The organism is Aeromonas sp., from assembly GCF_051657805.1.
GTDB lineage: Bacteria > Pseudomonadota > Gammaproteobacteria > Enterobacterales > Aeromonadaceae > Aeromonas.
The window spans coordinates 238627-251100 of the sequence record NZ_JBOFLJ010000003.1 but is presented as its reverse complement, the minus strand read 5'-3'; the positions used below and the strand labels follow the sequence as shown (position 1 = coordinate 251100).

Below are 12474 nucleotides of genomic sequence, written 5' to 3'. Positions count from 1 at the left end.
GCTCGTCCTGCGTCTCTGGCATGGCTCGCCATTATTCCTCTGATATCACAAGCTGATGAATATGCTGTGATAAAGGGGGTTTTAACAAGCCTTTTACAGTGGGAATGTTAACAGAGAACGGCGCCGGAAAACACACCCCGAGACGCTTCCTCAGGGGGTGATGATCTGCTTGACCACCTCGGCGATGATGGTGGGACGCTCCGCGCTGGCGACGGGTGAGGTTGGCGCCGTGGGTTCGCTGCCGTCATCCTCCCCCTGGGTCTCGCGGCGCTGGGCCTTCTGCTGCTCGTTGTCGAGCCAGAGCAGGCTCTGGTAGTACTGGCGCACGTTGTTGACGTAGTTGCGCGCCTCGCCGCCACGGGCGTAACCGTAGCGTACCTTGCGGTGCCAGCGGGCCTGCTGCAACAGCGGCAGCACCTCTTTCACGTCGCTCCAGGCATCGGGATTCTTGCCGAGCTCCTTGGTGAGGCGACGGGCGTCCATCATGTGGCCATAGCCGATGTTGTAGGCGGTGAGGGCAAACCAGACCTTCTCATCCTCCGGTACCGAGTCCGGCACCTTCTCCATCATCTCCTGCAGGTAGCGGGCGCCCCCCTTGATGCTCTGCTCCGGGTGCAGGCGATCGCTCACCCCCATGGCCTTGGCGGTGGGGCCGGTCAGCATCATCATGCCGCGCACCCCGGTGTAGGAGCGCGCCTGGGGGTCCCAGTGGGACTCCTGGTAGCTGATGGCCGCCAGCAGCCGCCAGTCGATATCCTTGGCGTGGGCCTGGAACAGGGACTGGTACTTGGGCAGCAGGCTCTTGGCCCGCTGCAGGAAGGTGCGGGTGTCGACGAAGTCGAAGTTCTGCACGTGGCCGAAGTACTTCTCGTCCAGCTTGGCGATGGAGCCATCCATGAAACGCTGGCCGAAGAAGTCGATGATGCTGGCGTAGAGGCTGTCATCCGGCAGCTTGGTCATGGCCCAGGCCACCGCCTGCTTCTTGGCGAGCGTCATCCCCTCGGTGAGCTCGGGGTAGTAGCGCTGGGTACGGGCCAGGACGGTGTCCTGCACCACTGTGTAGTCCACCTCGCCGTCCGCCACCTGCTTGAGTAGCTCCTCCACGTCCGCATCCCGGTTGATGCTCCAGTCGAGATTGGGATGCTGCTTGGCGAGCTCTTTCATCAGATCCTCGCCGGTGGAGCCGGCGGGTACGACGATGGAGCCCTTGAGATCCCCGAGATCCTTGGGTCTGGGGGAGCCGTTGCGATAGACCAGCTTGGGGGCGACCTGATAGAAGCCGGGGCCGAAGCGAAACAGCTTGCGCCGCTCCGGGGTGACTACTATGGCGGCGGCGGCGAGATCGAGTTTCCCCTTCTCCAGCATCTCCACCAGCTCGGCGGTGCTGTAGGCGGGGATGATGGTCAGCTTGACCCCCAGCCAGTCGGCATAGTGTTGGGCGAGCTCGTAATCGAAGCCCTGGGCGACGTCGTCTCGCTGGTAATAAGAGGTGGGGCCATAGAGGGTGCCAACCCGGATCTCGCCCCGTTGGCGGATCTGCTCCAGCTGGCTGGAGGGGGAGTAGAAGTCACAACCGGCCAGGGCCAGGGTCAACCATATCCCGATAAACAGTCGAAAAATGCAGCGCAAGTAGGTGAGTACCCTTGTTGAAAAAATCGGCATTTGTCAAAAAAGAGGCTCCTTTATACCAGAGAGTGTGGAGGGAGTCACATCGCCAGAGATGAGAAAAACGTTTGTCCGTGGTGGGCCTGATCCCTATAATACGCGCGTCTCAAATCCCCCCACACTCTAAAACTTGGTGAGAAAGGTATATGGAAATCTTGCGTGGTGCCCCTGCACTGTCTGAGTTTCGTGTCCACAAGCTGCTGCAAAGCTGCGTGCAGAGAGGAGTAGAGATAGAGAGCGTCTATGCCGAATATGTGCACTTCGCCGAGCTGTCGAGCCCATTGTCGCCCCCCGAGCGAGCGACCCTGGGCCAGCTCCTGCGCTACGGCCCGACCATCCCAGAACACACCCCAAGCGGTCACTTATTCCTCGTTACCCCCCGTCCCGGCACTATCTCCCCCTGGTCTTCCAAAGCAACCGACATCGCCCACAACTGCGGTCTGAATCAGGTCAAGCGCCTCGAGCGCGGCATCGCCTATTACGTGCAGGCCAAGGGCGAGCTGACCCTTGCCCAGCGTGACGAGGTCGCCGCCTTGCTGCACGATCGCATGATGGAGACGGTGTTTGACGAGCTGACCGAGGCGGCCGCCCTGTTCGCCCACCACGAGCCGCGCCCCTTCACCCAGGTGGACGTGCTGGGAGGCGGTCGTGCCGCCCTGGCTGAGGCCAACGTGGCCCTCGGCCTGGCACTGGCCGAGGACGAGATCGACTATCTGGTGGCGAACTTCACCAAGCTTGGCCGCAACCCGAACGACATAGAGCTCTACATGTTCGCCCAGGCGAACTCGGAGCACTGCCGTCACAAGATCTTCAACGCCGACTGGACCATAGACGGCGAGCAGCAGCCCAAGTCGCTGTTCAAGATGATCAAGAACACCTTCGAGCAGACGCCAGACCATGTCCTGTCTGCCTATAAAGACAACGCCGCCGTGATGGAAGGCAGCGAAGGGGGCCGCTTCTTCCCCAGCCCCGCCAGCGGCGAGTATCAGTATCACCAGGAGCGGGTCGACATCCTGATGAAGGTGGAGACCCACAACCACCCGACCGCCATCTCCCCCTTCCCGGGGGCGGCCACCGGCTCCGGCGGCGAGATCCGCGACGAGGGTGCTACAGGCCGTGGCGCCAAGCCCAAGGCGGGCCTGGTGGGCTTCTCCGTCTCCAACCTGCGCATCCCCGGCTTCGAGCAGCCCTGGGAGCAGGATTTCGGCAAACCGAGCCGCATCGTCAGCGCCTTCGACATCATGCAGGAGGGGCCGCTCGGCGGCGCCGCCTTCAACAACGAGTTCGGCCGTCCGGCCATTCTCGGCTACTTCCGTACCTTCGAAGAGCAGGTGCCGAGCCACAACGGCGTCGAGGTGCGGGGCTATCACAAGCCCATCATGCTGGCGGGCGGTATCGGCAACATCCGCACCGAGCACGTCCAGAAGGGGGAGATCCCTGTCGGGGCCGCCCTCATCGTGCTGGGTGGTCCGGCCATGAACATCGGTCTGGGTGGCGGCGCGGCATCGAGCATGGCCTCCGGCCAGTCCGCCGAGGATCTGGACTTCGCCTCCGTGCAGCGGGACAACCCCGAGATGGAGCGCCGCTGTCAGGAGGTGATCGACCGCTGCTGGCAGCTCGGTGATGATAACCCCATCGTCTTCATCCACGACGTGGGGGCCGGCGGCCTCTCCAACGCCATGCCGGAGCTGGTGAACGATGGCGAGCGGGGCGGCAAGTTCGATCTGCGCGCCATCGCGAGCGATGAACCGGGCATGAGCCCGCTCGAGATCTGGTGCAACGAATCCCAGGAGCGCTACGTGCTGGCGGTGGCCCAGGAGAAGCTGCCCCTGTTCAAGGCCCTGTGCGAGCGTGAACGTGCCCCCTATGCGGTCATCGGCACCGCCACCGAAGAGAAGCATCTCACGCTGTCGGACAGTCATTTTGACAACCAGCCCATCGATCTGCCGCTGGACGTGCTGCTCGGCAAGGCGCCCAAGATGCACCGCGATGTCGCCAGCCTGCCCGCTCAGGGCAAGCCGCTGGCCCTCGATGGCATCACCCTGAGCGAGGCCGCCGAGCGGGTGCTGCGCCTGCCGACCGTGGCGGAGAAGTCCTTCCTCATCACCATCGGCGATCGCACCGTCACGGGTCTGGTGAACCGCGACCAGATGGTCGGCCCCTGGCAGATCCCGGTGGCGGATTGCGCCGTCACCGCCGCCACCTATGACGGCTACCACGGTGAAGCCATGTCCATGGGGGAACGCACCCCGGTGGCGCTGCTCTCCCACGCCGCCTCCGCCCGTATGGCGGTGGCCGAGGCCCTGACCAACCTGGCGCCAGCTCATATCGGTTCCCTCAAGCGGGTCAAGCTCTCCGCCAACTGGATGGCCGCTGCCGGTCACCCCGGCGAAGACGCCGGCCTCTACGAGGCGGTCAAGGCGGTGGGGGAGGAGCTCTGCCCGGCCCTCGGCATCACCATTCCGGTGGGCAAGGACTCCATGTCCATGAAGACCCGCTGGCAGCAGGACGGGGTGGATCACAGCGTCACCTCGCCGCTCTCCCTGCTCATCTCGGCGTTTGCCCGGGTGGAAGACGTGCGCAACACCGTCACCCCGCAGCTGCGCACCGATCTCGGTGAAACCGACCTCATCCTCATCGACCTTGGCAACGGCAAACAGCGCCTCGGCGCCTCGGCCCTGGCCCAGGTCTATCGCCAGCTTGGACAAAGCGCGCCGGATCTCGACAATCCGGTGCAGCTCAAGGGCTTCTTCAACGCCGTCCAGGCGCTGGTGGCGGACAGAAAACTCATCGCCTACCACGACAGATCCGACGGCGGCCTCTTCGTCACCCTGACCGAGATGGCCTTCGCCGGTCACTGCGGCCTCGACATCCAGCTCGACCGCATCGGTGGCGACCTGCTGCCTGCCCTGTTCAACGAGGAGCTGGGCGCCGTCATCCAGATCCGCCGCGAGGACAAGGAAGCCGTGCTGACCCTGTTGGCCGGTCACGGCCTGGCCGCCTGCTCCCACGTGCTGGGCACTGTGCGGGAAGACGACCTCATCCTGTTCCAGCGCGCAGGCCAGGATGTGTATCGCGCCAGCCGCACCGCCCTTCGCACCATCTGGGGCGAAACCAGCTGGCAGATGCAGCGCCTGCGGGACAACCCGGAATGCGCGGACAGCGAACACGCCGCCCGTCAGGATGCGACCGATCCGGGTCTGCAGGCCAGGCTGACCTACAACCCGTCCGAGGATGTGGCCGCCCCCTATATCGCTCGCGGTGTCTCCCCCCGTCTGGCGGTGCTGCGCGAGCAGGGGGTCAACTCCCATGTGGAGATGGCCGCGGCCTTCGACCGCGCCGGCTTCACCGCCGTCGACGTGCATATGAGCGATATTCTCTCCGGCCGGATCAAGCTGGAGGAGTTCCAGACCCTAGTGGCCTGTGGCGGCTTCTCCTACGGCGACGTGCTGGGAGCGGGCGAGGGCTGGGCCAAGTCCATCCTGTTCAACGACGGCGCCCGCGAGCAGTTCCAGCGCTTCTTCGAGCGCGCTGACACCCTCTCCCTTGGCGTGTGCAACGGCTGCCAGATGATGTCCAACCTGCGGGATCTCATCCCGGGGGCGGAGCTCTGGCCACGCTTCGTGCGCAACCGCTCCGAGCGCTTCGAGGCGCGCTTCAGCCTAGTGGAAGTGCAGGACTCTCCGTCCGCCTTCTTCGCCGGCATGAAGGGCTCCGTCATGCCCATCGCCGTCTCCCACGGGGAAGGGCGGGTGGAGGTGCGTGACAGCGCTCACCTGAACGCGCTGCAACAGAGCGCCCTGGTGGGTCTGCGCTTCGTGGATAACCGTGGTCAGGTCACCGAGCAGTACCCGGCCAACCCGAACGGCTCGCCGGACGGCATCTGCGCCGTCACCACGGCGGATGGCCGCGCAACCATCATGATGCCGCACCCTGAGCGGGTGTTCCGTACCGTGGCGAACTCCTGGCACCCGGACAACTGGGGCGAGGATGGTGCCTGGATGCGGATGTTCAGAAATGCCCGCGTGCGTCTGGGTTAATCTCAGCCTCATCTCGGTAGCAATCAAAACCGGCCTCTTGGCCGGTTTTTTTATGGGCGCAGATAAGGGTAGGGTCATCCTGCCTCAGTGCCTCAGTGCCTCAGTGCCTCAGTGCCTCAGTGCCTCAGTGCCTCAGTGCCTCACTGCCGCATAAGCCATAGCCTGACAGCTTCAGTATTCACTGAATGTTTGGGAAACGACGGCTTGATAAGCCGATGAGGAAGAGGGGAGAGGGAAGGCACCGAGCCGTGGGTCTACCCAGTGTGGGCAGGGTGAGGTTCCCTTCTGTCGGGATATAAAAAAACCGGCCACTGGGGCCGGTTTTTGTTGTGTGTCTGAGGCTTAACGCAGCTTACCGCAAGACCACGTTCTGGAAGCCCTGCACCAGGCTGATGACGGGCTGGGGGTAGATACCCAGTGCCACGACCAGGATGGCGGAGAGCAACACCACCAGGCCACCGGAGGAGAAGGCCCAGTCGGCGGTGGCATCGCGCAGTTGCATGCCGGGTTCCCGCAGGTAGAGGGTGACCATGACCCGCAGGTAGTAGTAAAGCCCCAGGGCGCTGCCGAGCACTATGGCGCCGGAGAGCCACCACAGCTGCGCCTCGACGGTGACGCCGATGAGGTAGAACTTGCCGATGAAGCCCAGGGTCATGGGGATGCCCGCCAGGGAGAGCATCATCACCGTCATCACCGCCGTCAGGTAGGGGCGCTTCCAGAACAGGCCGCGGTAGCTGTGCAGGGAGTCCGCATCCTTGCCGCGGTAAGGGCTGGACATCATGCTGATGACGCCGAAGGCCCCCAGGCTGGTGAAGAGGTACATCAAGAGATAGACACCCGCCGCTTCCACCGGGATCTGGCCGAGGCGACTCGCCACCACCACCGCCAGCAGATAGCCGAAGTGGGAGATGGAGGAGTAGCCCATCATCCGCTTGATGTTGGTCTGGATCAGGGCCAGCAGGTTGCCGATGACGATGGAGATGACCGCCATGGCTGCCAGCAACCAGTGGATCATGGGGTCTGAGGTGGCCGGCACCGCCAGGTAGAAGCGCAGCAGCACGCAGAACACGGCGATCTTGCTGACGGTGGCCAGGAAGGTCGCCACCGGTGCCGGGGCCCCTTCGTAGACGTCCGGGGTCCAGAGGTGGAAGGGGGCCAGGGAGAGCTTGAAGGCGAAGCCCACCAGCATCAGGCCGAAGCCGCCCATCAGCAGCGGATGGTGCGCCGGGCTCTGGGCCAGGGTCAGGCCGAGGTCGCTGAAGCTGAGGCTCCCCGCCTGGGCGTAGAGCAGCGCCATGCCAAACAGCAGGAAGGCGGTGGCGGTGGCGGAGAGCACCATGTACTTGATACTGGCCTCAAGGGAGTGACGCTCGCGGTAGGCATAACCCACCAGGCCGAACATGGGCAGGGTCAGCATCTCGATCCCGATGAAGAGGGACGCCAGATGACGGGAGCCCGCCAGCACTAGGCCGCCGGCGGTGGCGATCAGCAGCAGCAGATAGAACTCTTCCCGGTTGTCCGGGTAGCCCTTGAGCCAGGAGCGGCCGAAGGTACAGGTGGCCAGGGCACCGATCAGTACCAGCCCCATGTAGAAGACGGCGTAGCTGTCCACCTGCAGCAGGGGAGTGACCCCCTGATCTCCTTGCGCCATCACGATGGGCAGGGAGAAGAGGGCCAGGTTCAGACCCGTGATGGTCACCACGAAGGCGGTGTCATCGCAGCGTTTCCAGGCGATGGCCAGCATCAGGGCCACCATGGCCCCGGTAGTCAGCAGCAGCGGCAGCAGGGCCAGCAGTTGCGCGGCAGTGAACGTCATGAGAGTGCTCCTGTGGCCAGCGGCCATGACGGCAGTTGAGAGGCGATAAGCGTCATGAGAGTGCTCCTGACGTGGACAAGGACGACGAAAGAGAAGGCATCATCACAGTGCTCCTGTGGCCGGCAGCGCATACCAGTGCAGCACGCTCAAGAGGCTGCTGCTGGCGGTATCCAGCACCGGCTGGGGATAGAGACCGAGCAGCACCAGCAGGCCGGCGATGGTCAGCATCATGGCGAGCTCCCGCTTGTCCAGTCCCTTGAGGATCTTCTCATCCTTGGGGGCGCCGAAGCAGGCGCGCTGCAGCATGATAAGGGAGTAGACCGAGGCCAGCACCAGGCCGAAGGTGGCGATGATGGTCATGATGGGCGCCACCTGGAAGCTGCCGATGAGGATCAGGAACTCGCCGATGAAGTTGCCTGTGCCCGGCATGCCAAGGGAGGCGACCGAGAAGAACAGCATGACACCGGGCAGGTAGCGCAGACGCCCCCAGAGGCCGCCCATCTGGCGCAGGTCCCGGGTGTGCAGACGCTCGTAGAGCTGACCGCACAGAATGAAGAGGCCGGCGGCAGAGAGGCCGTGGGCGATCATCTGAACGACCGCTCCCTGCAGGGCCAGCTCGCTGCCCGAATAGATGGCGATCATCACGAAGCCCATGTGGGAGATGCTGGTGTAGGCCACCAGACGCTTGATGTCGGTCTGGGCAAACGCCAGCAGGGCGCCGTAGACGATGCCAAACAGGCCAAGCCCCATGGCATAGGGGGCGAAGGCGGCGGAGGCGTCGGGGAAGAGCGGCAGGGTGAAGCGCAGCAGGCCGTAGGCGGCGGTCTTCAGCAGGATCCCCGCCAGGTCCACGGAACCCGCGGTCGGCGCCTGGCTATGGGCATCCGGCAGCCAGCCGTGCAGCGGCACCAACGGCATCTTGACCGCGAAGGCGATGAAGAAGCCCAGCATCAGCAGCCACTGCACGCCCATGCTCATGGGGGTGCTCAACAGATCCTGATAGTTGAAGGTGAAGACGCCGGTGGCGCTGTGATGGGTCAGCACCAGTCCCAGGATGGCGACCAGCATGATGAGGCCGCTCGCCTGGGTGTAGATGAAGAACTTGGTGGCCGCGTTGATGCGGGACTTGCCGTCGGTGACCGAGTGACCCCAGAGCGCGATCAGGAAGTACATGGGGACCAGCATCATCTCCCAGAAGAAGAAGAAGAGGAACAGGTCCACCGCCATGAAGACGCCGAGCACACCACCCAGGATCCACAGTAGATTCAGGTGGAAGAAGCCGATGCGTTGCACGATCTCCTTCCAGGAACAGAGGATGGCCAGCACGCCGATGAAGCTGGTGAGCATCACCATCAGCAAGGAGAGACCGTCTACCGCCAGGTGCAAGGAGATGCCGAAGCGGGGGATCCAGGGGAGTTGCCACTCCGCCGCCCAGACCGGGAGGCCGGGGTTGGCCAGGGAGAAGTCACTGCCGAGCCAGATGGCACCTGAGAGCAGCAAGCAGGCACCCATGGAGAGCAGGGCGACCCAGCGGACGAACTGCCCGCCGAGGCGCTCCATCTGCCAGCAGATCAAGCCGCCGATAAAAGGAATTAACAAGATCCAGAGTAAGGTCACGATATCAGCTCTCGTCTAGGTTCTAGTTCTAATGGGGCAGGCACCTGGCCTGCCGCAGAGTGTTGTCTCATGTCGCGCACCCTCAGCCGAGCAGCAGCAGGGCCAGGATCAGAGCGGCGCCCATACCCATGGAAGCCGCGTACCAGCGCAACTTGCCGGAGACGGTCCAGGCCAGCAGCTGGTGGCCCGCCTGGGCCAGCACGGCGGGCAGGTTCATCGCCCGATCCAGAGGATCCTTGCCGAGCAGCCGGGTCATGAGCAGGTAGGGCTTGACCCAGAGCAGGTCATAGAGCCAGTCAAAGCCCCAGGCGTTGAACCAGAGGGTGCTCAGCAGACGGCCGGGGGCACTCTCTGCGATGCCCTTGGCCAGACGACGCTCGCCGAGGAACAGGAAGGCGGCGAGCGCGATACCTGCCACGGCGATGGCGCCGGAGAGGATCTCGAGGCTGTGACGCCCCTCTTCGATGTGATCCCCCGGGCCGGCTGGCAGCACACCCGCCAGGGGGGGCGTGATCCAGGCACCGACCGCGGTGGAGAGCACCAGCAGCACTAGCAGGGGGAGCTGGTGGGCCAGGCCGTGACCGGCGTGGGCCTCGGTCTGCGCCTTGCCGTGGAAGGCGATGAAGATCAGGCGGAAGGTGTAGAGGGAGGTCAGGAAGGCCCCCACCAGACCCGCCCACAGCAGGGCGCTCTGGCCACTGGCCTGCACCTGCCAGAGGATGGCGTCCTTACTGTAGAAGCCGGCGGTCACCAGCGGCAGCGCGGCCAGCGCCGAGCCCCCGACCAGGAAGCAGGCATAGACCAGCGGCAGGCTCTTGCGCAGGCCCCCCATCTTGAAGATGTTCTGCTCGTGGTGGGTCGCGACGATGACGGCACCGGCGGAGAGGAACAGCAGCGCCTTGAAGAAGGCGTGGGTCATCAGGTGGAAGATGGCCCCTTCCCATGCGCCAACGCCGAGGGCCAGGAACATGTAGCCGATCTGGCTCATGGTGGAGTAGGCCAAAATGCGCTTGATGTCGGTCTGCACCAGGGCCGCGAAGCCCGCCAACACTAGCGTGATGGCACCGACCAGGGCCACCAGATGCAGGATCTCGGGGGCCAGCAGGAAGAGGCCGTGGGTACGGGCGATCAGGTAAACCCCCGCCGTCACCATGGTGGCCGCGTGGATCAGCGCAGAGACCGGGGTCGGACCCGCCATGGCGTCTGCCAGCCAGGTCTGCAGCGGCAGCTGGGCGGATTTGCCGACCGCGCCGCCGAGCAGCATCAGGCAGGCGAACGACAGGGCAGGGGAGCCTTCGGCAAACATGGCCGGGGCACGCACCAGCAGCTCCTGGATGTTGAGGGTGCCGAGCTCCCGATAGAGCACGAACAGACCGATGGCGAGGAAGACGTCACCGACCCGGGTCACCACGAACGCCTTGAGGGCGGCCGCGCCGTTGGCGGGGTTGCGGTAGTAGAAGCCGATCAGCAGGTAGCTGCACAGCCCCACCCCTTCCCAACCCAGGTAGACGAACAGCAGGTCATCGGCCAGCACCAGGAACAGCATGCTGGCGATGAAGAGGTTGGTGTAGGTGAAGAAGCGGGAGTAGCCCTCTTCCCCACGCATGTACCAGGAGGCGAACAGGTGGATGAAGAAACCCACCCCGGTCACCACCCCCAGCATGGTGAGCGACAGCCCATCCAGGGAGAGGCGGAAGGCGGGCTGGAACTCGCCCACCGACATCCACTGCCACAGGGTCTGGGTGTAGACACCGCCTTCCGGCGTGTGATTGAGGAAGTCGAACCCGACCCAGATCGTGGTCAGGGCCGACAGGCCTATGCTGCCGACTCCGATGAGCGCCGAGGTGCGCTCGCCGAGGCGGCCGATGGAGAAGGCCAGCAGCAGCCATCCCAGCAGCGGGAACAGGAAAGTCAGGTATAGGAGGCTCATCCGCGCATCTCGCTCACAGTGTCCACGTTCAGGGTGTGGTAACGACGATAGAGCAGCAGTAACAGGGCGAGGCCGATGCTGGCCTCCGCTGCCGCCAGAGAAATCACCAATATGTACATGATCTGGCCATCGGCCTGGGCCCAGCGGCTGCCAGCCACCACGAACGCCAGGGCGGACGCATTCATCATGATCTCGATACTCATGAGGATAAACAGCAAGTTACGACGAATAAGCAGGCCGCACAGACCGATGGCGAACAGGATGGCCGCCAGTAGAAGACCGTGCTCCATAGGGATACCACTCATTGCTGACCTCCTTCTTGGTTCGGTTGCGGGGCGGTTTTCGGGACGGAGAGCACTTCCCCGCGCTTGTCCTCACGGCCCAGGTGATAGGCGGTGACTAGACCCGCCAACAGCAGGATGGAGGCGAGCTCCACCGCCAGCACGTAGGGGCCGAACAGGGCGATGCCGACCTCCTTGGCGCTGACATCGGTCAGCCCAAGCTCGCCGCCGGTCACCCCGAGGATGCCGTGGGCCAGGAAGCCGAGCAGGATGAGGGAGAGCAGGGCGGGACCACCCCAAGTCGTGGGGGTGAGCCACTTCTTCTCCTGATCCTGGGCGCTCCCCAGGTTCAGCATCATCACCACGAACACGAACAGCACCATGATGGCGCCGGCGTAGACGATCACCTGCAGGGCGCCCGCGAAGGAGGCTCCCAGGCAGAAGAAGATCATGGCCACGGCGATGAGGGAGATGATGAGGTTGAGCAGCGCGTGCATGGGATTGCTGGTGCTGATCACCCGCAACGTGCTGTAAATGGCGACCAGGGCCGCGGCATAGAATGCCAGTTCCATGAATGACTCCTCAGGGCAGCAGGCTCTTGACATCGATGGGCTTGGCTTCGTTCTCGGCATCCCCTTTCGGCTTGCCGTCGATGGCCATCCCGCTCATGCGGTAGAAGTTGTAGTCCGGGTATTTGCCGGGGCCGCTGATCAGCAGGTCTTCCTTCTCGTACACCAGATCCTGGCGACGATACTCCCCCATCTCGAAATCCGGGGTGAGCTGGATGGCGGTGGTGGGGCAGGCCTCCTCGCACAGGCCGCAGAAGATGCAGCGGGAGAAGTTGATGCGGAAGAACTCCGGATACCAGCGGCCGTCGTCACGCTCCGCCTTCTGCAGGGAGATGCAGCCGACCGGACAGGCCACGGCGCACAGGTTGCACGCCACGCAGCGCTCGTCGCCGTCGGGATCCCGGGTCAGTATGATGCGGCCGCGAAAACGGGGGGCCGCATAGACGGCCTGCTCCGGGTAGCTCAGGGTCTCGCGGGGGCGCCAGGCATGGGAGAACACCATGCCCAGGCTGCGCAACTGGGTACCAACACCCTTGATAATGCTCGTAATCTTCAT

General features: G+C 64.2%; 8 protein-coding genes. 1 reads left to right on the top strand and 7 read right to left on the bottom strand.

Annotation, left to right across the window (positions count from 1 at the left end; translation table 11 throughout):
* Positions 1-150: 150 nt before the first annotated feature.
* Complete coding sequence (gene mltF, locus ACRCYW_RS01495; RefSeq protein ID WP_438548409.1) at positions 151-1662, bottom strand: membrane-bound lytic murein transglycosylase MltF; 1512 nt, start codon at positions 1660-1662, stop codon at positions 151-153.
* Between the two features lie 149 nt (positions 1663-1811).
* On the opposite strand from mltF, the gene purL reads away from it, so the two are divergent.
* Positions 1812-5705 (top strand): phosphoribosylformylglycinamidine synthase, encoded by a 3894-nt coding sequence (purL, locus tag ACRCYW_RS01490; protein WP_438548408.1) that lies wholly within the window; start codon positions 1812-1814, stop codon positions 5703-5705.
* A 352-nt stretch (positions 5706-6057) separates the two neighbouring features.
* On the opposite strand, the gene nuoN is transcribed toward purL, so the two are convergent.
* From nuoN to nuoI, 6 genes are all read right to left on the bottom strand, one after another.
* Positions 6058-7521, bottom strand: a complete 1464-nt coding sequence (nuoN, locus tag ACRCYW_RS01485) for an NADH-quinone oxidoreductase subunit NuoN (RefSeq protein ID WP_438548407.1) — start codon at positions 7519-7521, stop codon at positions 6058-6060.
* A gap of 102 nt (positions 7522-7623) precedes the next feature.
* Positions 7624-9138, bottom strand: a complete 1515-nt coding sequence (gene nuoM / locus ACRCYW_RS01480; RefSeq protein ID WP_438548406.1) for an NADH-quinone oxidoreductase subunit M — start codon at positions 9136-9138, stop codon at positions 7624-7626.
* Between the two features lie 82 nt (positions 9139-9220).
* Entirely contained in the window at positions 9221-11068 is a 1848-nt protein-coding gene (gene nuoL, locus ACRCYW_RS01475; protein WP_438548405.1) for an NADH-quinone oxidoreductase subunit L, read from the bottom strand.
* Positions 11065-11373, bottom strand: a complete 309-nt coding sequence (gene nuoK / locus ACRCYW_RS01470) for an NADH-quinone oxidoreductase subunit NuoK (protein WP_010675036.1) — start codon at positions 11371-11373, stop codon at positions 11065-11067. The genes nuoL and nuoK overlap by 4 nt, the downstream gene beginning before the upstream one ends.
* On the bottom strand, positions 11370-11921 hold the full coding sequence (nuoJ, locus tag ACRCYW_RS01465; RefSeq protein WP_438548404.1) for an NADH-quinone oxidoreductase subunit J: 552 nt from the start codon (positions 11919-11921) through the stop codon (positions 11370-11372). The genes nuoK and nuoJ overlap by 4 nt, the downstream gene beginning before the upstream one ends.
* Positions 11922-11931: 10 nt before the next feature.
* On the bottom strand, positions 11932-12474 hold the full coding sequence (gene nuoI, locus ACRCYW_RS01460; RefSeq protein ID WP_438548403.1) for an NADH-quinone oxidoreductase subunit NuoI: 543 nt from the start codon (positions 12472-12474) through the stop codon (positions 11932-11934).